The organism is Desulfoscipio geothermicus DSM 3669 (assembly GCF_900115975.1).
GTDB lineage: Bacteria > Bacillota > Desulfotomaculia > Desulfotomaculales > Desulfallaceae > Desulfoscipio > Desulfoscipio geothermicus.
Genome location: NZ_FOYM01000001.1, coordinates 201,283 through 227,181 on the forward strand (window position 1 = coordinate 201,283; position 25,899 = coordinate 227,181).

The window sequence follows — 25,899 nt, forward strand, 5'->3', positions numbered from 1 at the left end:
TCATAAAGGCTTAATTGAATTCGCAATTTGCTGGTTACATATCCTGGTTTTATTTACCAAGAAAAATTGGTTTGCGCTTTTCCCTAAAAGCTTTTAACCCTTCCTTGTGATCTGCGGTTTGCATACAGAGCCCTTGTGAGTATGCTTCATATTCAAGGGCACTTCGTAAATCCATCCAGAGGCTGCGGTTCATTAATACTTTTGTAAGACCTATTGCACGGGACGGCCCTTTAGCTATCTCTTTAGCCATGTCCATTACGGTTTTATTTAAATCCTCCGGAGGCACAACCTGATTTATTAAACCAAGGCGTTCAGCTTCCTCAGCACTTAGCTTTTTGCCAGTTAACACAAGTTCCTTCGCCTTAGGAAGGCCGAGTATTCGTGGAAGAAAATAAGTTCCTCCGGCATCAGGGACCAATCCTACAGGTAAAAAGGCCTCTGAAAATATTGCTTCATTGGAAGCCACGATTAAATCTGAAGCTAAGCTTAAATTACAACCCGCCCCTACCGCAAAGCCGTTTACAGCAGAAATAACTATTTTTTCAATCTCTACAATTTTTAGAATTATTCCATTAATCTTTTGCAGGTATGCCTTACCCTGCATTGCATCCATTCCTTCTGACATGGCTTTTATGTCGCCTCCAGCGGAAAAAGCCTTACCACTGCCTGTTAATATAATTACTTTACATTGGTCATCCCTTGAAATATCCTCCAATAACTGATGCAGTTCCTCAATCATTTCAAAGGTTAACGAATTCATAGCATCAGGGCGGTTCAAGGTTATCGTAGTTATTCCGCTCTCGGAAAAAACAAGAATGTTCTCAAAACTCAATACAGCACCTCCCCAAACATTGTAATGGCTTATATCTAACTAATGAATATATATATATAATAATGAATGCTTCATCAAACATAGCATTAAATATTCAAATTATGTTAAATCATTGGTTCCAAATAATAGTCCATGCACGTCTTGAAAGAATACCTTTTCATTTTTAAAAATATCCATAGCTAAAGATGCTGCCTGTTCCAATCTCATTAGGCCGTTTTCACTCATATCTTTAAAAATAAAAGCCAACTCAGTCCATTTTGAAGCAATTTCAGCCATTCTGGTATCGGCATTGATTTCCTTTAATATTGGTAGAATTTCTTTTGCTTCTTCAAGATACTCAGCATAAAGTGCCCTAAAACCTCCACCGCCAGTGCCGCGCCTCTCTATAACCTGATACGCATACTTTGCACACCATGAAAAATCTTTTAAATTTCGCCATAGCGGAATTTCTTTAATAAATTCCTCCATACCGGAAACCCCTTCCTTTGATGATTGGGGCAACAACATTTTTCGACAGTTTAAAGCAAGAGCTAACTTAATTGAACCTGATAAATCTTGTAAAGTAAAGAAGGGAACTTCGCTCCAGTAGTTATAAAGCGGATAAGGGACTTCTTTTGAACTCATGGCTTTAGCCAAGGAAGGAATAGATGTTTCTTGCAGTTCCTTTCTTTCGGTATCTACTAATAATGCAACCCCCCGTTTGGTGTTATACCCTACAAGAACTACGGTATGTCCCCCAAAATGGGTATTGGTATGATAATAATCCAGATAATATAAGTCTGTTAGGATTAAGACCGGAACATTCTTATCAATCCATGTTATCATTTTTTCCCAGGGAAAATCTTCATCTTTGTGCCAGCGGAAATTTACCCCAAGATTTTTAAAAAAGTATGACTCTAAGGAACGACACCGTCCGTGAAAAATAATACTAGGTGAAAATTGTTCATTACGATGATAGAAAAAACCCAAGCCCGAACCTAATCCAAAACACATTGCTTCACTTAAGTTATGGCCATAGTATCTGGCTATATTAAATAAGGAGGTAGAACCACAGTGAACACCTGAAAAATATTTAAAATTATCTATAATTTTACTCATAGATAAACCTCCTCGTCTCATTTCACATTAACGATAACCAAGATTAATTGTTAGAATCAATGGTAAATAACACATACCAAAACCTTCACGATAAGCCGTTTTCCGGATTAACCTTTGTACTGTATATTCATTTCCCCAATCCAGTTCTAGACCATCAGCAAACCAGGATTTTATGGGCAAGGTCATATAAGATTTACTTGCGCGTTTCTATCGCTTCAGGATCACTTGTGTGGATACACTAAAAATTAAGTCGGTTGCACCAATGGTTTTCAATCTTAAGGTGTTCGCAAGCTACTTGGATAAATTGTGAGCTTATCGCTGCCGATAAAAACTTTTATTCAACCTCAGCCAGAGGCCAATAATTTTTCGAAATTTTCAGCAATATTTAAATACATAAACCCTTTAGAAACTAGTTGATAAAATTAATATTCATATTATATTACCAATAAAAGGTAACTTTACAAAAAAACACCCTAACAGAAATAATAGGTTGTATATCTTATGTAAATACCACTTCCTTTTCAGCAGCCATTAGTGCAGCACCAATAGCACCGCTAATAAATGGTTCATCTGGTACTAAAAGGTCTTTTCCTATGATTTTCTGAAGCATCTTAACCAGTCCTAAGTCTTTAGCACCCCCGCCGGTGATAGCACATTTTTCTTCAATTTTTACCTTTTGTATCATGCTGTATATCTTAATAGCCATTGACTGATGAAGACCTGCAATAATATCCTCTTTTTTGATACCTTCAGCTATGCGTGAAATTGCCTCTGTTTCTGCGAAAACCGAACAACTAGTACTGAATCTGACCGGATTAGTTGATGTAATTGAAAAATTTCCTAAATCATTTATGTTTACTCTTAAAACTTTTGAAATTATTAGCAAAATTCTTCCACTTCCAGCCGCACATCTATCGTTAATTACACAATCTGCAACTCTTCCTTTTTCTGTTACTTTTATAACTCTAGTTGATTGGTCACCCACTTCAATTACAATTCTCACGGAAGGGAGAAGGTAATTCATGCCCCGGCTCTGGCAAGCTACTTCTGTATTTTTTATGTGAGGGTAAGTTATGAAAGATGCCCCTAAACCAGTTGTTCCTATAATATTTAATTTATCATAGGTTAAACCAGCTTTCTCCAGTGCTTCTTTAAGAACATTATTTGCAGCATTATAAAAGCTCCCTCTATTTGGCATAATGCTATAAGACAAAACCTTATCATTATCCATTATCACAGCTTTAGCCATTACTGATCCGATATCTAATCCTGCTTTGTAAAACATATAAAGCACCCCTCTATTTTTGCTCCATTAATCAGCCTCATCGAAAAAAGTAACTGCTTCGAGCTTTCTTTCTTTTTTAATATGTGCCAATTTTTCTTCACCGGCTTTTGTAACCATTTCTTGAGCTATTATAGATGCCCCTAATGCACCGGTTATTAATGGTTCCGGAGGTGTTAGCATTGAAAAACCAATCCGTTTTTCTAAATATTTGCATAAACCGATATTCTTGGCTCCTCCTCCGGTAATAACCACATCTTTTTCTATTTTTATTTTACCAACCATTGAATAGATTCTTCCGGCAAGAGCCTTATGAAGACCAGCCAATATATCTTCAATAGATACTCCCTCCGAAAGGCGTAGTAAAATTTCTTGTTCGGCAAAAATAGTACAGGTTTTACTTATTCCTGCCGGGTCATTAGACCGTAAAGAGATTTCTCCTATATCCTCTAACTTTAAGCCTAATGTTTCCGAGATTACCTCCAGGAACCTTCCCGTTCCAGCTGCGCATTTGTCATTCATGATAAAATTGCGTATTTTCCCGTTGACTACTTTGATTCCTTTACAATCCTGTCCGCCAATATCAATGACTGTCCTTACATTAGGAAACAGCCAACTTACCCCCCGCATATGGCAAGTGATCTCGCTTACCTGAGCATCAGCAAAAGGCACATTTATCCTGCCGTAACCGGTAGCTACGATAAAATCAATTTGATCAAAGGTAACATCTGCATTATTAAGTGCCTTTTTGATTACTTCGTGAGCTAATCTGCGGTGTTCGGCTCCGGTAGGCTGAATAATTATTGCGCGTATCTCTTCTTCTTGTTTTATTACGACCTTTGTAATAGTTGAGCCAATATCAATACCTGCAAATATCACTTTCATCCCTTCTTTTTACTTTATATAATTTTGCTTACAAAATAACTGTTTATAAAACTTAGTTAAGTTGTTAAATATTTGACAACTTAACTAAGTGAATATTAATTTATACTCTCTGCAAAAGCCTGGAACCTTGTTCTTAAAGGCTCCAAAGCGGTAGTGGAATAATCCTGCTCAATAACCAATACCGGCAGCCCCATCTCTTCAAAATAATCTCTAACTTCCGAAATTTCATAGCCGTGTATATCACAATTGCGAATTATATTCATATAAACGCCGTTAACATTCCAATCTTTTATCATCTTTTTTAAATAGGAAAATCTATTATCAAGGTCTTCCATGCGGGTATTCTTGGTATCCCTAAAAGTTCGCGGGCAAACGATTTTATCAAGGTAACGAATAGCAAGTCCGTCAAAAGGATCTTCGGTTTCATCTACATCAATCCAAAAACTTCTGGTACCAATAGCTGTATCATCTATTACTATGTTTAACCCGCAATCTTCGATAAGTTTTGTAAACGCAATATTATCTATAAGTGAGCCCCAAATGAGTATTCTGCCTTTCTTTTTCTTTGGCCCTTCAGCCCTTCCCTTGACTTCTTCAATAACTTCTTCCAGTAACACGTTTCCTTCTTCAGGAGGGATGCACATTATGGCTATCATAACCTGTAACATTTCGGAACCAGATACGAGGGGGGGATCCTGCTTGTTTAATTCATACAACTGGCGTACCAGAGACCTTTGCTTATTATGAAGTGTAACAGCTTCTTTGATCATGGCTGCTGTTGCTTTTTTGCCAGCCGTTTTTTCTAACTCCTCTTTTAAGTAAAATAGCTGTTTTTTGAAAAACTCTATGGCTGCAGCGTGGTTGGTATGGGGAATATCCAAATAAAAAGAACACGGGCTTTTAAGATAGGACCGCCAAACATAACTTACTCTTTCCGCCCCGTCACATGCATGCGCCCCTATAAAGGCATCAAGGTAATCATACCTTCCCTTCATAGCAACATCCAAAACACTTCGATAAAAAGCACACATTACTGTTGGCAGGTAGGTGTCAGCTTCGGTCAACGGCTCATCCATCTCTCCCATAATTCTAATAGGCATGTAACCCAAAGAAGTCATTATTTCGAGGGGAGGGTAGCAACAAAGATATCCTGCAATTTTTTTACCTTCTGCCTTTAATTCTTTTGCTCTCTTTTCACGATCCTGGTAGATTTGTTCCGCCCGGGCCAGACCTTTAATTACAGTCATGAATACACCTCCCAATTTACCATCCAAAACCTTCTTTTCTTCTTATTTCTCTGTAATAATCCATAGTTTCAATAAATGCATCTATTTTGGCATGCGCCTCTTCTTCATTAAACACCCTTAAATCAACAATATCTCCTTCAACAACTACAGAAGGCACTTTAAATTTTTCCATAAGTAGGTTGCGCAAATGCATCAAAGTATAGGTAGCTGGCCGACAAGACATCAAAGGATGACAGAATAAACCGTCAACTTTATACTCTTCAACCCACTTAAGATAAGGTGCTGTGAAGATTGTAGGATCCATACAATACTTTTTTGCTGTAGGAGCAGATTCGTTAAATTTATGATAGGAATATCTGGCTATTAATTCCAAAGGATCAGTGATACCTTCCCGCTCAGACTCTGGCAATGGACTTGGCGCATGATAATTCCAGCTTTCAATAACAAAAGCGATCCCATGTTTTTCAGCAAATTCATCAAATAAACCAAGGGTATGCCACGGCGGTAATTCACTGAACGCCATGCGGTATTTCTCATTGGGTATAGCGCCTATTTTGTTATCAACTTTGTATTTTACTTCTTCATACACTCTTTTATAAAATTCCAGCGCCTCCGGGTCATCAGGTAAATATAAATGCGGTATCATAAGAGCCCAAAAGTCTGTATTAACCGCAGGAGATGGAACTGATTTTCTTAAGATATCCACTTCGTGTGCCAGTTGGTGTGTCTTGAATATTGTATCTAACCTTTCGCTAAGATTGTCCCAATCCATTTTTTTGCCTAAAAGCTTTTCTAAAAAAGATACAAATTCCCTTAATTCTTGCACCATGAATTTTATATTTTCCTCTTTATTCCCTGCCAAATAATATTCTGCTACTCCTGTTTGAGGGAATTCCAATGTCCAAACCGGCACATTCATATATCGGCCTAAACTTTGAAACCACTTGTATCTAGCATCACAGACAGCCCCACAAGCTAACAAAAAAAGTGGCTTAGGCATACCTCCACCAGGTGCATCTTGCGGTATAACAAAATTATTTTCTTGCAACCTACGCGTATAACCTATACAGTTTCTGGCATAGCCACAAGTGGTATTTGGAATACCATCACTTTCTGCATAATCCAAATAGGGTTCTGCCCGCCTTACTGAAGCACAGAAGGCACCATAATTTTCCGGATAACAAAGTTCAACACCCATCGCTTTTGCGATTGTACCCCCCAACCACCAGTCAACCATGGACCATGCAATGGGCTTACCCTCTTCCGCAGCCGTGCGCGCACTGGCAAGTATTTTTTTCCCAAAATTCCCAGCCTCTCTTGCAGTTTGCAAAGTTTTGGCTGATGATTTTTTTTTCTTCTTATCTCCCATTTTTTAACCTCCCGATGTTTCACTTCCACACTAACTTTACACCAAAGTTTATTGCAGCCTGAAAATGATTTAAGTTCCGCCCTTCCGCAGGCCTAAAACGATTAGTTCATTAAAAAATGGAATTAGGTTTATAAATATTTTAAATTTTCTATAAACACACGCAAAAATTATGCCTAACATTACAACTTTAATAATAAGACCAATTTATCAAAGGGTTTAAAACTGTAGAATCACGAATTATTACAACAGCCGCTCCCACTCCTGGATATTTCATTTCCCACACTGCCCCCGTTTGATTTGTTCTATAACTCGGTTAACTAATAAAAAACTTCATAACCCAATCCTTAATGCAGGCTTCATAAGTTTTTTGTCAAAACTTTCAGGATATTAATTTGGACATGAGGTATGTTTTTATGATACATTAATTTATAACAAATTTTTTTGAAAAAAATTAAGCGTTATATCCCAGGCTTTTTTTAATCCCCAGTAGGTAAAGTTATGATCTTCTTTATCGAACACATGCAGTGCAAATTTTTTCTTTAAACGAGAAAGCTCCTGAGCCATGTTATAAGCGTGATTATAGGTACAACCGAATCTTTTTTACCATGTACTATTAAAATCGGTGCCATCATCTTATTGACAAATCTGATTGGTGAGCGTATATCATATTCGACTTTATAATTTCAAAGGAGTTGCTCGCAGGAACATTCGTTCCTACGTCATAAAGCAGCAAAATCTATTTTTAAAGGAGGTGTGTAGAAAAATTGAAGGAATATGAATTTGAAATGCTGGCTAAAAAAACATTAGTTAAAGTAATACCAGGGTGTCTAAATGAATTAGAAGAACAAGGCTTGTCAAACATATCAGAAATTTCAACGGAACAATTAATTTCCATAGCAGGAATATCTGCAGGGATTTCGTCAAGTTATGCCATAACTTTTGCCAAGGAACTAATCAAAGAAGTATTACTTCAAAAGAATATTATAGAAAAAGAATAAAAAAATAAATCTAATGCAGGTATAAGCATTAAACTCATACCTGCATTAGCCCACACTTTAAGTCTGGACTTAATCTTTTAGCATCACAATTGCTTCACCAACAATTACTTTTTTATCATTTTGGTTCTTACATACCGTACTTAGTTTTATTTGTTTTTTCTCATCTTCCTTTTCTAATACCTCTACCTGGGCGGTAATGGTATCGCCAATAAAAACAGGACTACGGAAACTCAGGCTTTGGGATAGATAAATAGTTCCAGGGCCTGGAAGTTGCATTCCCAATATTGCTGAAATTAAGCCCGCTGTTAACATGCCGTGCGCAATACGATTTTTGAACATTGTTTTTTCGGCGTAAACACTATTAAAATGAACAGGGTTAAAATCACCACTTACAGCTCCGTAAAGGGTAATGTCTGTTTCAGTTATTGTTTTAGTAAAAGACGCCTTATCACCAACTTTTATTGAATCATACCTGCTCAAAATCTTACCCCCTCTGCAGCCTTATGACATCCGGCTTGGTTAAGAAAACTTACTTTTAATTTGCCTTGGCAAGAATAGGCTCCCGCATACCATTAATTATTTCCTCTCTTGTTGCTCCGCTGGGATATACACCATCAAAGCCCATTTCTTTTAACTTTGGTATATCCTTGGGTGGAATTACGCCACCTATAAAGAAAGCTATTTGCTTATCTAAATCCTGGTCCTTGGCTAGATCCATAAGTATTTTACCTACACCTAAATGACCGCCCGACAAAGAGCTCACTCCAACAGCATCTACGTCCTCTTCTATAGCAATTTTTATTGCTTCTTCAGGAGATGCGTTACCTAAATAGACTATCTCCATACCCGCGTCTCTAAGCATACCGCAAACCGTTAGAATCCCTCTGTTATGAGTTTCCGGGCCCAAACAACACATGAGGACTTTTATCCTTCTTTTTTCTTGCATTTAATCTCCCCCAGTCAAATAATCTGATGTCCTTATATTAAGTAAATATTAAGTAAATAGAATTAACTAATTTACTATCTAGCACTACAGCATAATATTACTTATTTCATTATGCCCGCTACGCCACAGGGACGGTTCCATCGTCTTCCCTTCGGCCCTTCGCTGCGCTTCGGGGACGCTCGAACCGTCCCCATGGCTCCGCTAACTTTTAAATTACGCTGTAGTGCTAGAAAAAGCTGGGTTTTGACCACAAACCAAATGCTTTTTTGAAAACCTTCCATTGTTCTCCCACAGTGCAACCGGCTCTGGCGCATTCGAGCGTATAGGGTACGACATTAACTCCTTTTTTACAAGCATCTTCTAAGGCCCTCAAAGCACTTTCTACCTTTTGCGAATCCCTTTGAGCTTTGAATTCTTTTAGCCTCCTAATTTGTCTTTGCTCCGCATCTTCCGGGTACCGGAATGCCTCGAAATCCTCCCCGCGAGAGCTTTTTTGCCAATTGTGAGCAACTATTTTTATCGCACCGTTTTCAATCCTTTTATGCTCGTTGTAAAAATAATGATAAATTTTTTGCAGCAAAAAACCGCTGCTTACCGCTTCGACATAACCACCTTGTTCTTCGATTTCGGCTATTTCAGAGAGAATTTTTTGTTCTATTTCGTTTGTTAACGCCTCAATATAGAAAGAGCCACCCAACGGGTCAACTACTGCAGTAACGCCCGTTTCATTTTCCAAAATCTGTTGGTTGCGCAGGGATAGCAATGATGCTTCTTCGGAAGGAATGGCGTATGCTTCATCATAAGAATCCACATGCAGGGATTGAGCGCCACCCAGCACAGCAGCTAAAGCTTCATAAGCAGACCTGATTATATTATTTAACGGCTCTTCCCTAACCAAGCTTATCCCGGAAGTTTGCACATGACACCGCATCCACATGGACCGGGGTTTTTTAGCCTGGTATTTATATTTCATGATCTTGTACCATAGCCTACGCACTGCCCGTAACCTACAGATCTCTTCGAAGAAGTCCATGGCCGGAGACCAGAAAAATGCCAACCTTTCCCCTATCCAATCAACATCATGACCTCTCCTGATCATTTCATCCAAAATTTCCATGGCATGCGCTAGAGCGACAGCCATTTCAGTAACTCCCGAAGTTCCAAACTCCCGCAAGTTGTACCCGTTAAGGGTAATGAAATTCCAGCGGGGTACATGCTGCCTGATAAATTCTATGTTATCACATTCAATTCGGAAGCAATCCCGGGGCGGTATATATTCGGAAGCGTTACGAACTAACTCTTCCAGGGTCATATCGTTTTGCACGCTGCCTCGCAGCTGATCCCAGGAAGTTCCCCTACGCTCGGCTAAAACTAAATACATAGGGAATAATATGGCTGTATTAGACGGGTAATGGGTCACTATGGATGTGGTTTCTTTTCCTATATCTATACCATCAAACAACAATTCCCAGTCATTTGCACAATCAATACAGGCCCCGCATGACCCAACTTGCCCTCTTGACATGGGGTCATCTGAATCGTACATTTGAATAGTGGGCATATCAAAAAGAAGATTTAAGCCCGTGGCTCCGTGTTGCAATAAAAATTTCATTCTAGCATTAGTATCCTCAGGCCCACCAAAGCCCACTAACTGTCGCTGGGTAAATGTCCTGCCCCGGTACATATTAGCGTGAATACCCCTGGCAAAGGGTTCCTGCCCAGAAAAACCTATATCTTCCATATAATCAACATCGGCTACGCTCAGAGGTGTATAAAGTAATTCCCTTGGTAATTCAGAACCTAATACTGTACGCGGAATTACATGCCAGTTTTCCCGGTCCTCCTTTCGGAGAATACTTTCCTTCCAAACATTAAATTCATGGCTTAACTTTTCTAAAGCCTCGGGATTGTAAAGAGAAGTACGCTTCCTTCCAGTTAAGCTTTCCTGCAAAATCCCTCTGGTGGTTTTCTTTTTGGCAACCTCTTCTGGCATATGTCCACACCCTTCCTAAAATTACGTGATTTTTCAGTCATTTAATCAAGCCAGTATTAAATATTCATTAAAAGATTCCTCATAAATGCATCGTTTTTACCTCTTAAAGTTTCCTTTCCTACCTTTCTTTTTCCCGAATTAGCGCTTTAATGCAGCCTTCGCCAAAAATTGTTTTTCTTCCCAATTGGCTTGTTCCTCCTTCCAACGTTTAGTATAATGATAAGCAAATAATTTTTAATAAATATTGAAAATTATGAATTTTGCATAATTAAACATGCAAAAAAAGTGCCTGATTAAAATATTTCCCCAAAGGAGGTGATAGAGTGCCAAAGAAAATATGGCAAAAAGTAATTAATAACGGAGACTTTAACTTATTAAAGAATAAGCCACTAATTTTAAAATCATGGAAAAGAAGCGTGCAGTTTGGAATTGTTCCCTATAACATAAATAATAGGGATGATGAGTTATCGCATACTGCTTTTAAAGAATTGCGAGATAAATATGGCGAATTAATATTTATTGCTACTCCAATAATTACCAACCTATACTTTACGTTAAAAGGCACGAATACAGCTATATACCTGATCGAAAAAGATGGCTATATACTTAAGGCAATTGGAGACAACGAAATATTAAATGAATTAACCAAAATAAGATTAGTGGAAGGTGCAAACTGGCATGAAAAAAGTAAAGGGACAAATGGCATTGGCACCGCACTTATAGAACAAAAACCTGTAAGCATCCATGCGGAAGAGCATTTTTGTGAGCCATTCCATCACTTAAGTTGCTTTGCAGCCCCAATTTTTGACACAAACAAAAATCTTATTGCTTTATTGGATGTTACATTATTAGCAAAGCAAGCTCATCCTCACCTAATGGCACTAGTTATCGCAGCTGCAAAAGCCATTGAAACACAACTCTATGCTAATGACTTAAAAAAACGACTGTTAAATAGCGTAAAACAATCTAATCTCATCCTTAACAACATAGATTATGGAATTTTTTGGGTAAACCAGCTTGGTTACATTACTTATTTGAATTCTATATGCAGCAATAAACTTGGTGTTGATGCCTCCGATTTAATTGGACGTCATATCGAAGATGTTTTTAATTTGCCGGCTTCATTCAAGGAAATGATTAGTGACAACGTCAAATTTCTGGATCGTTCAGGCCAAATTAAAATAGATTTTCAAGGTAATACTCTTTGGTGCCAGCTTAAACCTTTAGTAGGGCCATTAGGTGAAAAGCTTGGAATTGCCTTTAGTTTGTCTCCTAAAACCTCAACTATTACTGTGGTTAAACCCCGCAAACAAAAGAACGAGATTACCTTTGAAGACATAATAGGCAATAGTAATTCAATGAAAGAATCCATTAGATTGGCCATGCAAGCAGCTACTACCAATTTAACTATTCTAATAACTGGTGAAACGGGAACAGGTAAAGAAGTTTTTGCCCGGGCTATCCATAACGAGAGTCATTATAATAAAGGCCCTTTTATTGCAATAAACTGCGGAGCAATACCTGAAACACTTATCGAGAGTGAGCTTTTTGGATATGAAGATGGGGCTTTTACAGGTGCCAAAAAAGGAGGCCGTCCTGGAAAATTTGAACTAGCCAATAATGGGACCATTTTTTTAGATGAAATAGGTGAAATGCCTTTATATATTCAAGTTAAGCTATTACGTGTATTACAAGAAAGAGAAATTGTCAGGGTAGGGGGAGTGAAAACTATACCCATTGATGTTAGGGTAATAGCTGCTACAAATAAAGACCTTGAATCTGAAATAAAACAAGGACAGTTTCGCCAAGATTTATATTATAGATTAAATGTGATAAATATAAAAATTCCTCCACTCAGAGAGCGAAGGGAAGATATACTACCGTTGGCAAACCATTTCCTATCTAAGGCTCCAATGAAATGTAGTATTTCGCCACCTGCTGAATCGATATTATGTAAATATTTTTGGCCGGGTAATGTCAGAGAGCTTGAAAATATTATCGTAAGAGCAGCTAGTTTTTGCATAAGCGGAATAATCACTCCAAGTAACTTACCCAATGAAATAAAGCGAAAAACTCAATCAAGCAACAGCCATATCCTAACAACTGGCAAGTCATTTAACCTAAAAAATTTGGAATCCCTAACTATCGTGGAAATATTAAAACAATCTAAAGGAAATTGTACTCTTGCGGCTAAACGTTTAGGAATAAGTCGTACAACACTTTATAGAAAATTAAAAGCTTTGGGCATTCAAAAAGAAGAGTTTCAAAATTAAACATCGTAACTTTTTGTTGCGTTACAAGAATTAAATGGTCAATATCCTAACCTGAAAGGTAATAATTACCCTATCAATGGAAAATTAAGTTGCCTTTTTCAAAAATTGTGTTATAAAAGGTTAAACCGCCTTAATTAGCTCCTTATTTACAATTAATACAACCCCAAATAGGTCTGTATAAAAATAAGCCGCTACTTCCTCTTGCAAGTACTTGCTAACTGGCTTGAATAATGCATGTAAAATGAGCAAAATTTAAATTTTTATATAAAAGAGGGGGTTTGTATTAATGAACATACAAAAAGTCTTTGTAGTCGGCGCAGGGCAAATGGGCAGCGGTATTGCACAAGTAGCAGCTGCCACCGGGTATAGTGTAAAATTAAATGATTTGCATGACGACCTGGTAAATAAAGGACTTAAAGTTATTGAAAAAAACCTGGATAGAAACTTATCAAAAGGACGTATCAGTGAAGAAGAAAAACAAAAAATCTTTAGTAGATTACAAAAATCAACCAGCCTGAAAGATGCGCATGACGCTGATATAGTTATAGAAGCTGCAGTTGAAAATATAACAATTAAAACCGGCATCTTTAAAGAGCTTGATCACATTTGCCCCACCCAAACCATTTTAGCTACCAATACATCTTCTTTGCCTATTACAGAAATAGCGGCAGCTACCCAAAGACCTGATAAGGTTGTGGGCATGCATTTTATGAATCCGGTGCCGGTAATAAAGTTAGTGGAAATTATTAGAGGATTGGCTACCTCTAGTGATACATTTAATATCGTAAAGGAAATGTCCGAACAAATGGGCAAAATACCAGTGGAAGTAAATGACGCTCCGGGTTTTGTCAGTAACCGGGTTTTATGCCCTATGATTAATGAGGCTATATACACAGTTTATGAGGGAATAGCTACTCCAGAAGCGGTGGATCAGGTAATGAAATTGGGAATGAATCATCCCATGGGTCCGCTTGAATTAGCTGATTTGATAGGATTGGATACAGTCCTTTATATTATGGAAATTTTGCATCAAGGTTTTGGCGACTCCAAATATAGGCCATGCCCTCTGCTTCGCAAATATGTTGCTGCAGGTTGGCTGGGAAGAAAATCAGGAAAAGGGTTCTATAATTATTCTTAATACTTTTATTTAAAAGATTTATTTTATAAAAACAAAGCACTCTTTTTGATATATTAAGTAATCTTAAAGAAGTGCTTTGTTTGGTTTATCTCTAATAAAGTTAATACACACAAAAAAAACAGGACGAGGGTAATTACATGCAGATAAATAAAAACTTTAATGATAATTTACTGACACCTAAAGCAGAACTGCAAAAAAGAATTGAAAAGCTTCAGCTGGAGCTAAGACAATATGACCTAGATGGGGCACTAATCATTCAAAGCACTGATCTTGTATATTTTACTGGAACATATCAAAATGCCCATCTTTATATACCGGTTGAAGGTAGACCTATTATCATGGTACGCAGGAATATCGATAGGATGAAAACCGATTCAAAACTTGATGTGCCAATTATTCCTTTTAAAAGCATGTCAGAAATAATACATTTTATTAAACAACATAACCTGCCATTGCCAAAAAGACTTGGACTTGAAATGGACGTTCTTCCTGTCTCATCTTTTTTACGTTACCAAAAGATTTTTTTGGATACTGAATTTTTTGATTGCACACATATAATTCGTAAACTACGCGCCATCAAATCTTCTTTTGAAATTTCCAGGATCAAGGAAACTTCAAAAATGATGGACAAAATTTTTAGATCCCTTTTTGAAATTATAAGGCCTGGCTTAAGTGAATTTGATTTAGTTGGGGAAATAGAAAGTGTAGCTCGCCGTGAAGGTCACCAAGGTTTAATAAGGGTCCGTGGTTTCAACGCAGAATTTTATTTTGGGCAATTGCTTACCGGAGTGAATTCAGCAATAACCAGCTATTTTGATGGCCCTATAAATGGTGTAGGATTATACCCCGAAGTACCATTTGGTCCGGGAGGGAAAATTATTCAGCGTAATGAACCAATATTATTTGATTATGTAGGAGCAAAAAGTGGCTATATTACAGATATGACAAGAACATTCGTAATAGGTTCGATTGATAGCAAATTAGATAAATCTTATCAGGTTGCAAAAGAAATTCAACAAGCGATAATACAAGAAGCAAAGCCCGGTTTACCTGCAAAAATGCTCTATGATTTAGCTTATAAAATAGCCAAAAAATACAACCTAATCGACCATTTTATGGGTGCACCATATCCCGTATCTTTTATAGGTCATGGTATTGGCTTGGAATTAAATGAATTGCCAGTTTTAGCAAAGGGAATAGAAGAGCCTTTACAAGAAGGAATGGTTTTTGCCATTGAGCCCAAGTTTGTATTCCCAGGTATTGCGGGTGTAGGATTAGAAAATACTTTTATATTAAATAAATCGGGTTTGGAAAAACTTAGTTCGTTCCCAGATGATAAAATTATTAATATTTAAGGTAGTGTAAATACTTATGTGGACTATTTTAGCCTAAACAATGAATTTAGCAAATTTTTGGATCGAATGGTTGATCGAAAGACTGATCCATATACGAAAGCCCAAAAATTTATAAACAAATTCTTAGATAAATAAGATTTAACTATATAAAATGTTAGCTTACAAAACATTTAACAAGCAAATCATAATGCCTGTGAAAGTATATGCAACATGGGTATATTTGTATTAAACGATAAACCGACGGGGCATCACAATTAAGGCCCCGTTGGTAACCGGACTTAACTCTAAAAAGGTTAAGTATATTATATTAAAATCCTAATAATAAAACCTAACATTTTACTTTATTGAGATATTGTAAAATACCTCCCGCAGACATTCTAATCATATTTACCTGAAATTCCCAATCCTGCTCTGTTAAAATACCCGTCTTTTCTAAATTTTTTTTCGGTCCCAATAAGCCCTTCCGTATATACTGTTCCATTTCGAGCTGCAGGTTTTCTAGATTTTTTTGCTCATTATTTTTTTCATCTGCACCTTTTTGCTCGCTATAACTTCTACCCATTTCCATAAATACACTAAGCTGCCCTAAAATATTTTCTATCAACAATTGGGATGGCCGTCCCACACCAAAGTGAGTAAAGTATATTTGTTCAATTTTACTCGTTGCCACCCTGTAGAGCGATTTAAACATTAACTCTCCGTTAAAATCCGGCGCCGGGGTTGCTGGACGTAAAACTGGCCGCTCCAGCAACCGGGAAAGCTTCGGGGAAAAAACTCCTAAAGCATCACCACTAAAGACTCCTCTAGTTCTTGTGTCGTAATAGCAAACATGATTTTTTGCATGCCCCGGGGTTTCCCACACTTCTATTTTTCTATCTCCCAAATCAATTACATCACCCTCGAGAACATTAATAACCCTTTCCTCTGCCACCGGTATAACTTCGCCATATTGTTCCATCTTTTCTTTACCCCAAAAATTATAGGCTCCGGCAATTAACCTGGAAGGGTTAATCATGTGCCTGGCTCCCTTGGGGTGAAGGACCACCCGGGCTTCATTGAAATATTTTGCCACCACACCCAATCCTCCGGCATGATCCAGGTGAATATGCGTTACAGCTATATATTTTAGTTGCTCTGGTTTTATCCCCAGAAGTTTGACTGCTTCCATAATAGCTCCGGCTGAACTAGCTGGTCCTGTTTCCAGCAGCATCCAGCCGTCTTTCCCCCGCACAAAATACCCGGCAGTCCTACCTTCATAGCCGCACTCTTTTAAATCAACCTGGAAAATATCTCCGCTCAGTTCAATAATATCAGCCATCTACATTCAGCTCCCATCACAGTAGTGTTAAGCTAAATCTTTCAACAATCTTTACTATCCCTTAGAATTTTATTTACCCCTATTATCTTACAATTCTATCTTTGCGTAAATTACTTTAGAAATCTACGGAAATCGGGCTGTCGTTTTTTTGCACTGCTTCCTTAACTGGATCAAAAACTGGATCAAAATCGGTTACATTAAATACGGGCTGCGCAGCAATCCTCCTTTCCTTTTGATTAACGGTACTGTTTCTTGACTACTAACGGGTTAACATCTCCTACTATCACCGTTGCTCCATGACGGGCCAAATAAAGGCTGCTCTCCCATACCTTCTCCCCCTCCAGTTACAACAGCCACTTTTCCCTTTAAATCCATTCATTAATATGAATCAAGCAAGAATTATACCCTAAAAGAAAAGTTTATTAATTTCCTTATTTTAATTACTCAAATTCATAAAAGAATTGTTATGTTAAGATTTCTATAAATCTGCAATAAAATTGATTTATATGGGTGCATTAAAATCCGACTCCGGTTACTGTAAGGTTAAAGGATTGAGCAGGTACCTGATGAAAGCACTTTCCGCCAACTGTTGGCCAAATTTGAACAAACACGGAGTAACTTTCCCTGTATGGTAACCGGCAGCGCCCGCTGCCGGTTTATTTTATATACTCATTGATTTGCCTGCTTTTTTGCAGCGGGCGAAGCAGATGCCGCACCACGGGAAGTGTAACTTTCCCGGCCAGTATTTCCTTAAGGGCGCCCTTGTAAACCGGCTGTCCCCGGTCAATAACCGCCACATTGTCGGTCAGATGGGGAATTTCGTTAAAGTCGTGGGTCACGAAAACAGCGGTGGCGCCGGTATTGGCCAGCAATGCGCCCAGTTCTTCCAGTAAATCTATCCGGGTGGGGAAATCAAGGGCCGAAAAGGGCTCGTCCAAAAAAATAATTTCCGGTTCCAGTACGAAAGCCCGGGCCAGACTGACCCGCTGCGCCTCGCCGCCGGAAAGGTGCAGCGGCCTGCGGTGGCGCAACTCGGCTATACCCAGCCGGTCCAACCAGTAATCCACCCGGCGCTCCGCCTCCGAGCCGCTGACGCCCCGGAACTTCAATCCCTGGGCCACGTTATCAAATACAGTGGTATTTAAAAGTAAGGGTTCCTGAAACACTACGGCCATACGGCGTCGGAAAGCCAGAAGGTTTTTGGCGGTCACCCTTTCCCCCCGGAAAAAAATTTCCCCGGCCGTTGGTTGTTCCAGCAATGCCAGCACCTTCAAAAAGGTGCTTTTGCCGGCCCCGTTGGGACCGATTACCGCCAGCCTCTCCCCCTGCGCCAGCCCGAGATCATTCACGCGCAAAATCGGCTTTTTATCCCTGACCACCAGTATATCTTTAAGTCTCAGCATCATTAAGGCGGTTCCTCCTATCACTACAGCGTAATATTGCTTATTTCGCTGTGTCCGCTACGCCACGGGGACGGTTCCATCGTCTTCCCTTCGGCCCTTCGCTGCGCTTCGGGGACGCTCGAACCGTCCCCATGGCTCCATGGCGGGTCCTCCTATTATCACAGTAAATTACGGCTGCCAAATTCAACCCAGCGATTTTATGATAATCGTTACTAAGCTATCACTTGATATTTTACAACATTCAGTCACATAACGAAAGTATGTTTGTCGCAAAAATCAACCTCGCCAAAAGCCCCGTGCACCTTATATACCTATCCGCAAACAAAGACTTTATAGCGTTTTCCCACAGAAAATATTTTTGCAACATTTATTGTCAGCAAGCGCATCCCATGTTAATATATACCTAGCATCACTATATGCATAGTGCATATAGTGATGCTAGGAGGTAACAAAAAATGGGTGACAGTAATCTTCAGGCGAAAGATCAACCGGCCGCCGCCAAAACGGGCCGCATTGTTCCCCTGGCTGATATCGGTTTTACATTTTTCCGCATCGGCATCACCTCCTTCAGCCTGGCGGCCCTGGGCGAGGCCAAGCGGTGGCTGGTGGAGGAAAAAAACTGGTTTACCGACGAGGATTACCTGCAGGGAGTGGGATTTTCCCAGTTATTGCCCGGTGCCCCGGCGGTCAGCTTGATGATGTACCTGGGCTACCGGCTGCGCGGTTTCTGGGGCTCTCTGGTCGCCGCAACCGGCTACATGATTCCGGCTTTCTTTTTGATGCTTTTGCTGGGTTATTTGTACGCCCGGTATAACCAGTACCCGGTTGTAAAAGACTTATTTACGGGATTGAGCGCCCTGGTGGTGGGCCTGGTGCTGAACACGGTGCTGAGCCTGTGGCAATCCGGCGTGAAAAGCAAGCAAAACTGGATTCTGGCGCTGGGCGGATTCGCCATGATTTATCTGGCCAAACTGAGCATTTACTGGATTCTCCTTGCCGCCACCGTCACCAGCATCTTCTTTGTTTACCTGCACATCCACTCCACCTGGTGGGCGGATAAGATGGCTGCGGACGGTTCCAGCCGGGACCGGGCTTTCACCCCACAGCCCGTCAGCTGGCGCTCTTACGGCTTCACCGCCGGTTTTGTAGCGGCGGCGGTTGCGGTGAACACGCTGGTTATATCGACTTTGCCGGTGTTCCGGGACCTGGGGGTCACCTTCATGCAGCTGGGCGGGCTGGTGTTCGGCAGCGGCTATGCAATGCTGCCCTTCATCCAAGAAACAGCCGTCAGCCAATTTGGCTGGATTACTTCCCACGACTTTACCATCGCCCTGGCCCTCAGCCTGGTCACCCCCGGCCCGCTGACCAAGATAGCCACCTTTATCGGCTTCAAGGCCGCCGGCCTGGCCGGGGCGCTGGTGGCCACCGTGAATATTTACCTGCCCACCTTCGGCATCATCAACCTGACCGCCGACTTTTACCGGCGCGCCGGGCAGGTGACCAATATCCGTCTGGTCATCAGGGGCGTGGTGGCGGCGTTTATCGGCACGCTGTGGGCGGTGGTGATCAGGCTTTCCACCGATATTATCGTTGACTTCCCCACCATGTTCATGGCTGCGGGAGCGGTGGTAATGCAGCGATTTACCCCAATCGACACCCTGTGGATCATCCTGGGTGGCGCAGTGGTTTCGGTTGTATTGTTCTCGATATTTTAAGCGTGATATTGCTAATGTGCTCCGTGCCACCTTTGCTTCGGGCCGAATTTCGCATAAAAAAAGCCGGTATTCTTAATTGTAGAATATCGGCTTTTTTACCTTTAGCATGTTGACTTATAAACCAATTAATTGTATTATTTATATATATTATTTGCTTAATATTAGCCCAAGGAGGTGTTTGCAGTGACGATCAGTGAATCCCCAAGAGCCAACTTCATATGCTCACGTAATACGGTAGACGGCGTATACCCGCCGCTGATTCTGGCTTTGCAGGCCAAAAGGGCGGGGGCTGAAACAATGATATTCTTTACATTCGACGGTATAGATGTTATACGCAAAGACGGCGTTAATAAAATAAAATATTACCCCAAAGGAATAATGGGCGTCTTGCCGGGTGTCCCGGCCGCTTCGACAAGAATAATGACCAAGCTGGCTGAAGACCGCGCCGGCGTACCCAATATTGAAACGCTCATGGAAATGTGTCAACTGGAAGGAGTAAAATTTCAGGCCTGCCTCATGACCATGCAAATGATGAATTTAACCCCGGAGGATCTGATTGACGGAGTCGAAGTATCCGATGCCGCGGGTTATATCAAAACTGCTTTAAAATCAGAAGTCAACCTTTTCATGTGACAAAGAACCGGGTTAAAAAAGCAAAAAGGGGGACAGGCTCTTTTTTCGCTTTTTGAAAAAAGTGCCAGTCCCCTTTTTTGCCTCTTTTTAGTTTATTATGCGCTCACCCGGGGGCAGCGGCAGGCCGCCCCTTGTAAATCCTGCATGAAAACGGCCAGTTCTTCCGGCCGCAGGGATTGCGGGCCGTCGGAAAGAGCGTTTTCCGGATTGGGGTGCACCTCCAGCATCAGCCCGTCGGCCCCGGCGGCCAGGGCGGCCCGGGCCACGGGCAGCACCAGTTCCCGGCGGCCGGTGCCGTGGCTGGGGTCGGCCACCAGGGGCAGGTGGGAAAGGTATTTCACCGCCGCCACGGCGTTGATGTCAAAGGTGTTGCGGGTGTAGGTTTCAAAGCCCCTGATACCCCGCTCGCACAGGATAACCTCCCGGTTGCCTTCGGCCAGTATATATTCAGCCGCCAGCAGCCATTCCTCCAGGGTGGCGGAAAGGCCCCTTTTCAGCAGCACCGGAAAATTAACCCGGCCCACTTCTTTTAGCAGTTCAAAGTTTTGCATGTTCCGGCTGCCAATCTGGATGATATCGGCATAGCGGCACACTTCCGGCAAATGGCGCACGTCCGTCAACTCGGTAATCACCGGCAAGCCGGCCACTCGTCCGGCATCGGCCAGGATGCGCAGGCCGTCCTTGCCCAGGCCCTGGAAGGAGTACGGCGAGGTACGGGGCTTGTAGGCACCGCCCCGCAGGATATGCACCCCCATCCGCTTGAGCCGGCAGGCCAGTTTGACCAGCATTTCCTCATCTTCCACGGCGCAGGGGCCGGCGATCACCGCCGGCGCGCCGGCACCGATCCGGCAATCCCCCACCCGCACTACGGTATTTTCCCGCTTGTTTTCCCTGCTTACCAGTTTATAGGGCGGCAACGCCTTGCACCTCCCGCGCGGTAAGAGCCTCTTTCAATTCCCGGACCTGCTCGCAAACCGCTTTAATCAATCCGGGTGTACCGGCCTTTTGGGCCACAGTATTCACCAGGGCGCTGCCCACCACCACGGCATCGCAGTGCCGGGCTACGGCGGCGGCCTGGGCGGGGCGGGATATGCCGAACCCCACGGCCACGGGCAATGGGGTAACGCTGCGCACCCCGTCAGTCATGGCAGCCAGGTCGGTCATGATGCTTTCCCGCTCCCCGGTCACCCCGGTCACCGAAACGCAGTAGATAAACCCGCGGGCCCGCCCGGTAATCACCGGCAGTCGCCGGGCAGGGGTGTTGGGGGTGACCAACGGGATCAGGTCAATTTGATTATCGCCGGCAGCCTCCAAAAGCGGACCGGATTCCTCGGGCGGCAGGTCGGGCACAATCAGCCCGTTTGCCCCGGCCCGGGCCGCGTCAGCGGCAAACCGCCCCGGCCCGTACTGGTACACCGGGTTATAATAGGTCATCAGTACCAGCGGGATGTCACTGCGCCGCCGGATTTGTTCCACCGCACGGATGATGCCGCGCACCGTTACCCCGCCGGCCAAAGCCCGCTGAGAGGCCGCCTGGATGGCCGGTCCATCCGCCACCGGGTCGGAAAAAGGCACCCCCAGTTCCAACACGTCGGCCCCGGCTTCGCCCATGGCCACCGCCAGTTCCACGGTGGTGGCCAGGTCCGGGTCGCCGGCTGTAATATAGGCAATCAGCCCCTTTTCCCCCCGGGCCAAAACTTCGCGCAACCTCTTTTCTATTTTATTCATCAAGGGACACCCCCATTTCTTTAGCCACGGTATGCACGTCCTTATCCCCGCGCCCCGACAGGTTCACCAGGATAATGCTTTCCCGGGAAAGCTGCGGGGCCAGGCGCACCGCCTCCGCCAGGGCGTGGGCGCTTTCCAGGGCGGGGATGATGCCCTCGGTGCGGCACAGTATTTTAAATGCATCCAGTGCCTCCCGGTCGGTGGCGGCAACGTAACGGGCCCGGCCCGCTTCCATAAGATGGCTGTGTTCCGGCCCCACGCCGGGATAATCCAGCCCGGCGGAGATGGAATGCACCGGGGCCACCTGGCCGTCGTCATCCTGCAACAGATAGCTCAGGGAGCCGTGCAGCACCCCCGGCCGGCCACAGCTCAAGGTGGCGGCGTGCAGCGGCGTGTCCAGGCCGTGCCCGGCGGCTTCCACGCCTATCAAGACCACTTCCTCATCGTCCAGGAAGGGGTGGAACATGCCCATGGCGTTGCTGCCGCCGCCCACGCAGGCGATCACGTAATCAGGCAGGCGGCCGGCCTGTTCCTGAATCTGCCGCCGGGCCTCTTCGCCGATCACCCGCTGAAAATCCCGCACAATCACGGGATAAGGATGGGGGCCCGCCACCGAGCCCACCAGGTAGTAGGTGGTGGCAATATTGGTCACCCAGTCCCGCATGGCCTCGTTCATGGCGTCCTTCAGCGTTTTGCTGCCCGAGGTCACCGGCACCACCTGGGCGCCCAAAAGGCGCATGCGAAACACGTTCAGGGACTGGCGGCGGATGTCTTCCTCCCCCATGTAAATGGCGCACTCCAGCCCGAACATGGCCGCCACCGTGGCCGTGGCCACCCCGTGCTGCCCCGCGCCGGTTTCCGCGATGATGCGCCGCTTGCCCATCCGCCGCGCCAGCAGCACCTGGCCCATGGTATTGTTGATTTTATGCGCCCCGGTGTGGTTCAAATCTTCCCGTTTCAGGTAAACCCGGGCCCCGCCCAAAAATTCCGACAGCCCCCGGGCGAAATACAGCGGGGAAGGCCGGCCTACGTAATGCGCCAGGTAATATTGCAATTCCTCCCGGAATCGATCATCTTGTTTGGCCTGTGCATAGGCCGCGTCTAATTCCTCCAGGGCGGGCATCAGGGTCTCGGGTACGAATCTGCCCCCGAACCGGCCGAAATACCCCCGCTCATCGGGTACTGTCATGGTCATATATTAAAACCCCCTTGGCCTGAGCAATGAACTCTTGTATTTTATATACATCCTTGCGCCCGCCGGTCTCCACCCCGCCGGAAACGTCCACCGCGTAGGGCCTGACGGACCGCACCGCCTCCCGCACGTTGGCGGCGGTCAGCCCACCTGCCAGCACCAGCGGTTTTGGACAATCCATACCTTGCAATATACTCCAGTCAAAAACCTCTCCGGTTCCTCCGTAGCAACCCTCCCGGTAAGTATCGAACAAAAAGGCGTCGGCCCGGTAGCCGCTGAGTTCGGGCGCCGGCCGGCCGCGCCCCACCCGCAGCGCCCTGATCACCGGCAGGGCAATATCAATATGGTAATCGGGCGGCTCATCGCCGCAAAGCTGCACGGCGGTCAGCCCGCAAAAGGCGGCGATAGCCGCCACTTCAGCGGGCAACGCGTTGACAAACACCCCCACTCGGCCCACAAAGGGCGGTAACTGCCGGGTAATATGCCGCGCTTCTTCGGGCGTGACACGGCGGCGGCTGGGCGCGAAAACAAAACCCAGGACGTCCGCTCCGGCCTCCACCGCCGCCAGGGCGGTGGCCGCGTCGGTGATGCCGCAGATTTTCACCCGTACAATCCGGCCTGTTTTCACGCGCTGACCGCCTCCCGAGGCCGCGCGGCGGCTCCCCGGAGTTGGCGAACGCCTTCCCGCGGATCGCCGGCGGCCATCAAAGTTTCGCCCACCAACACCGCGTTCACCCCGCAGGCCCCCAGCATCTCCACATCGGCCCGGGTTTTGACGCCACTCTCGCTGACCACGACAACCCCGGGGTTATTTATATATTTAATTAATTCCAGCGTGGTATTGAGGTCCACCTGGAAAGTGCGCAGGTCGCGGTTGTTGACACCGACCACCGAGGCCCCGGCTTCCATGGCCCGCCCGATTTCCTCCGGGGTGCGGGTCTCCACCAGCGCCTCCATGCCCAGGGAGCGGGCCAGGGCGATAAACTCACCCAGCATACCGCCGGTAAGCACCCCGGCCAGCAGCAGCACGGCATCCGCACCTAAAAGTCTTGCTTCGTACACCTGGTACTCATCTATAATAAAATCCTTCCGCAGCAGCGGCTGTCCGGTCATCTCCCGCGCCGCCGCCAGGTATTCCGGCGCCCCGCCGAAAAATTCCCGGTCCGTCAGCACTGAGACGGCGTCCGCCCCGGCCTCCCGGTAAGCTGACACTATTTGCGCAAGATCAAAATCTCCCTTGATGGTCCCCCGGGAGGGAGAGCGCCTTTTTACCTCGGCGATTAGCGCCACTTCCCCGGACCGGCGCAACGCGGCTGCAAAATCGCGGGCCGGCGTAATAACGGTTTCCTTGAGGCGTGCCTTGATTTCCGGAAGCGGTAGTTGCCGCCGGCAGTCCACAATCTCGGCCCGTTTGTGCCGCAGTATTTTTTCCAGGATGTTTTTGCTCATAACCCGGCCACCCTGGCTTTTCGGCACCCGGCGGTAAACCGGACCAAGGCCTGCAGCCTGGCCCGGGCCAGTCCCTGGTCGATGCTCCGGGCGGCCAGTTCCACCCCGGCAGCGAAATCATGCGCCACCCCGGCCGCCATGAGCCCCAGGGCGGCGTTCATCAGTACCGCGTCCCGGCGCGGGCCCCGCTCGCCATCCAGAATACTCCGCACAATATGCGCGTTGTCCTCCGGGGTTCCGCCGGCCAAATCCTCCACCCCGGCGTGCGCAAAGCCGTACTGCCCGGGGTCCAAGGTGTATTCCGTTATATTTCCGTCCTTTATCTCACAAACCAGAGCCGGCCCCGCCGGGGACACCTCATCCAGCCCGCCGGCACCGTGCACCACGTAGGCCCGCTCCGCCTCCAGCCGCAGCAGCACCTCGGCCAGCACCCGCACCAGGTCCGGGCTGTAAACCCCCAGCACCTGGGCCCGGGCCCCCGCCGGGTTGGTCAGCGGCCCCAGGATATTGAATACCGTCCTGAAACCCAGTTCCCGCCGCGGCCCGGCGGCAAACTTCATAGCCCCGTGCAAGGCCGGGGCATACAGGAAGGCCATCCCCACCCGCTCCAGACAGGCCGCCGCCTCATCCGGTTCCAGATCCAGGTTGACCCCCAACGCCTCCAGCACATCGGCGCTGCCGCAGCGGCTGGACACTGATCGGTTGCCGTGTTTGGCCACCTTGACCCCTGCCCCCGCCAGCACCAGCGCGGCAGCAGTGGAAATGTTAAACGTGTTGGCCCCGTCACCGCCGGTACCGCAGGTGTCCACCAGCAGGGGATGCCTGCTGCATACCGGGGTGGCCTTGCTGCGCATCACCCGGGCAAAGCCGGTTATCTCCGCAATGGTTTCCCCCTTGAGCTTCAGCGCAGTGAGGAACCCGGCAATCTGGGCCGGCGTCGCCCGGCCCTCCATAATCTGTTCCATGGCCTGCATGGCCTCGGCCTCGGTAAGGTTCTCCCCGGCTACTACCTTGTTCAATAAATCCTTGATCACTCTGCTTTCCT

General features: G+C 44.9%; 24 protein-coding genes. 6 read left to right on the forward strand and 18 right to left on the reverse strand.

All coding sequences use genetic code 11. The features are described from left to right. Positions 1-49: 49 nt before the first annotated feature. The 7 genes from BM299_RS00960 to BM299_RS20370 form a co-directional block, all read right to left on the reverse strand. Positions 50-832, reverse strand: a complete 783-nt coding sequence (locus tag BM299_RS00960) for an enoyl-CoA hydratase/isomerase family protein (RefSeq protein ID WP_092481589.1) — start codon at positions 830-832, stop codon at positions 50-52. Between the two features lie 99 nt (positions 833-931). Continuing rightward, on the reverse strand, positions 932-1,930 hold the full coding sequence (locus tag BM299_RS00965) for a BtrH N-terminal domain-containing protein (protein ID WP_165608116.1): 999 nt from the start codon (positions 1,928-1,930) through the stop codon (positions 932-934). Positions 1,931-2,429: 499 nt separating this feature from the next. Then, complete coding sequence (locus BM299_RS00970) at positions 2,430-3,215, reverse strand: acyl-CoA dehydratase activase (protein ID WP_092481591.1); 786 nt, start codon at positions 3,213-3,215, stop codon at positions 2,430-2,432. A 27-nt stretch (positions 3,216-3,242) separates the two neighbouring features. Beyond that, the gene (locus BM299_RS00975) at positions 3,243-4,091 is read right to left on the reverse strand and encodes an acyl-CoA dehydratase activase (RefSeq protein WP_207545087.1); all 849 of its coding nucleotides are present in this window, start codon (positions 4,089-4,091) and stop codon (positions 3,243-3,245) included. 101 nt (positions 4,092-4,192) lie between these two features. Then, positions 4,193-5,344 (reverse strand): 2-hydroxyacyl-CoA dehydratase subunit D, encoded by a 1,152-nt coding sequence (locus BM299_RS00980; protein WP_092481593.1) that lies wholly within the window; start codon positions 5,342-5,344, stop codon positions 4,193-4,195. A 16-nt stretch (positions 5,345-5,360) separates the two neighbouring features. Further along, complete coding sequence (locus BM299_RS00985) at positions 5,361-6,713, reverse strand: 2-hydroxyacyl-CoA dehydratase subunit D (RefSeq protein ID WP_092481594.1); 1,353 nt, start codon at positions 6,711-6,713, stop codon at positions 5,361-5,363. Positions 6,714-7,252: 539 nt separating this feature from the next. Then, the gene (locus BM299_RS20370) at positions 7,253-7,375 is read right to left on the reverse strand and encodes an alpha/beta hydrolase family protein (RefSeq protein WP_425429452.1); all 123 of its coding nucleotides are present in this window, start codon (positions 7,373-7,375) and stop codon (positions 7,253-7,255) included. A 102-nt stretch (positions 7,376-7,477) separates the two neighbouring features. Between BM299_RS20370 and BM299_RS00990 the strand changes: the two genes are divergently transcribed. Then, positions 7,478-7,711 (forward strand): hypothetical protein, encoded by a 234-nt coding sequence (locus BM299_RS00990; protein ID WP_092481595.1) that lies wholly within the window; start codon positions 7,478-7,480, stop codon positions 7,709-7,711. A gap of 69 nt (positions 7,712-7,780) precedes the next feature. Here BM299_RS00990 and BM299_RS00995 read toward each other — a convergent pair whose 3' ends face one another. The 3 genes from BM299_RS00995 to BM299_RS01005 all read right to left on the reverse strand — a co-directional run bounded on the left by BM299_RS00995 (position 7,781) and on the right by BM299_RS01005 (position 10,650). Next, entirely contained in the window at positions 7,781-8,191 is a 411-nt protein-coding gene (locus BM299_RS00995) for a MaoC family dehydratase (RefSeq protein WP_245779583.1), read from the reverse strand. Between the two features lie 55 nt (positions 8,192-8,246). Continuing rightward, the gene (locus BM299_RS01000) at positions 8,247-8,657 is read right to left on the reverse strand and encodes a cobalamin B12-binding domain-containing protein (RefSeq protein WP_092481597.1); all 411 of its coding nucleotides are present in this window, start codon (positions 8,655-8,657) and stop codon (positions 8,247-8,249) included. 226 nt (positions 8,658-8,883) lie between these two features. Further along, complete coding sequence (locus BM299_RS01005; protein ID WP_092481598.1) at positions 8,884-10,650, reverse strand: acyl-CoA mutase large subunit family protein; 1,767 nt, start codon at positions 10,648-10,650, stop codon at positions 8,884-8,886. Positions 10,651-10,973: 323 nt separating this feature from the next. On the opposite strand from BM299_RS01005, the gene BM299_RS01010 reads away from it, so the two are divergent. The 3 genes from BM299_RS01010 (at position 10,974) to BM299_RS01020 (ending at position 15,416) form a co-directional block, all read left to right on the forward strand. Continuing rightward, positions 10,974-12,923, forward strand: a complete 1,950-nt coding sequence (locus BM299_RS01010) for a sigma-54-dependent Fis family transcriptional regulator (RefSeq protein WP_092481599.1) — start codon at positions 10,974-10,976, stop codon at positions 12,921-12,923. A 286-nt stretch (positions 12,924-13,209) separates the two neighbouring features. Beyond that, a complete protein-coding gene (locus BM299_RS01015; RefSeq protein WP_092481600.1) occupies positions 13,210-14,061 on the forward strand; it encodes a 3-hydroxybutyryl-CoA dehydrogenase in 852 nt (283 codons plus the stop codon). A gap of 137 nt (positions 14,062-14,198) precedes the next feature. After that, on the forward strand, positions 14,199-15,416 hold the full coding sequence (locus BM299_RS01020; RefSeq protein WP_092481601.1) for a M24 family metallopeptidase: 1,218 nt from the start codon (positions 14,199-14,201) through the stop codon (positions 15,414-15,416). A gap of 328 nt (positions 15,417-15,744) precedes the next feature. Here BM299_RS01020 and BM299_RS01025 read toward each other — a convergent pair whose 3' ends face one another. Together BM299_RS01025 and BM299_RS01030 are read right to left on the reverse strand one after the other, a co-directional pair. Further along, a complete protein-coding gene (locus BM299_RS01025; protein WP_092481602.1) occupies positions 15,745-16,734 on the reverse strand; it encodes an MBL fold metallo-hydrolase in 990 nt (329 codons plus the stop codon). A gap of 656 nt (positions 16,735-17,390) precedes the next feature. After that, positions 17,391-18,140 carry an energy-coupling factor ABC transporter ATP-binding protein gene (locus tag BM299_RS01030; RefSeq protein WP_245779584.1) on the reverse strand — a complete coding sequence of 250 codons (750 nt, stop codon included), beginning with the start codon at positions 18,138-18,140 and terminating at the stop codon, positions 17,391-17,393. Positions 18,141-18,592: 452 nt separating this feature from the next. On the opposite strand from BM299_RS01030, the gene chrA reads away from it, so the two are divergent. Together chrA and BM299_RS01040 are read left to right on the forward strand one after the other, a co-directional pair. Further along, positions 18,593-19,852 carry a chromate efflux transporter gene (chrA, locus tag BM299_RS01035; RefSeq protein ID WP_092481603.1) on the forward strand — a complete coding sequence of 420 codons (1,260 nt, stop codon included), beginning with the start codon at positions 18,593-18,595 and terminating at the stop codon, positions 19,850-19,852. Between the two features lie 183 nt (positions 19,853-20,035). Then, a complete protein-coding gene (locus BM299_RS01040) occupies positions 20,036-20,485 on the forward strand; it encodes a DsrE/DsrF/DrsH-like family protein (RefSeq protein WP_207545088.1) in 450 nt (149 codons plus the stop codon). Positions 20,486-20,580: 95 nt separating this feature from the next. Here BM299_RS01040 and aroF read toward each other — a convergent pair whose 3' ends face one another. The 6 genes from aroF to trpD are packed head-to-tail and all read right to left on the reverse strand — an operon-like array spanning position 20,581 to position 25,888. Further along, positions 20,581-21,402 carry a 3-deoxy-7-phosphoheptulonate synthase gene (gene aroF, locus BM299_RS01045; protein ID WP_092481604.1) on the reverse strand — a complete coding sequence of 274 codons (822 nt, stop codon included), beginning with the start codon at positions 21,400-21,402 and terminating at the stop codon, positions 20,581-20,583. Beyond that, positions 21,389-22,213: a tryptophan synthase subunit alpha gene (trpA, locus tag BM299_RS01050; RefSeq protein ID WP_092481605.1), complete on the reverse strand. Its 825-nt coding sequence runs from the start codon at positions 22,211-22,213 to the stop codon at positions 21,389-21,391. The genes aroF and trpA overlap by 14 nt, the downstream gene beginning before the upstream one ends. Next, entirely contained in the window at positions 22,206-23,402 is a 1,197-nt protein-coding gene (gene trpB, locus BM299_RS01055; RefSeq protein WP_092481677.1) for a tryptophan synthase subunit beta, read from the reverse strand. The genes trpA and trpB overlap by 8 nt, the downstream gene beginning before the upstream one ends. After that, positions 23,386-24,033, reverse strand: coding sequence for a phosphoribosylanthranilate isomerase (locus BM299_RS01060; RefSeq protein ID WP_245779585.1), 648 nt, complete (start codon positions 24,031-24,033; stop codon positions 23,386-23,388). Before BM299_RS01060 ends, trpB begins: the two co-directional genes overlap by 17 nt. Beyond that, positions 24,030-24,854 (reverse strand): indole-3-glycerol phosphate synthase TrpC, encoded by an 825-nt coding sequence (gene trpC / locus BM299_RS01065; RefSeq protein ID WP_092481606.1) that lies wholly within the window; start codon positions 24,852-24,854, stop codon positions 24,030-24,032. Before trpC ends, BM299_RS01060 begins: the two co-directional genes overlap by 4 nt. Next, entirely contained in the window at positions 24,851-25,888 is a 1,038-nt protein-coding gene (gene trpD / locus BM299_RS01070) for an anthranilate phosphoribosyltransferase (protein ID WP_092481607.1), read from the reverse strand. Before trpD ends, trpC begins: the two co-directional genes overlap by 4 nt. Between the last annotated feature and the right edge of the window lie 11 nt (positions 25,889-25,899).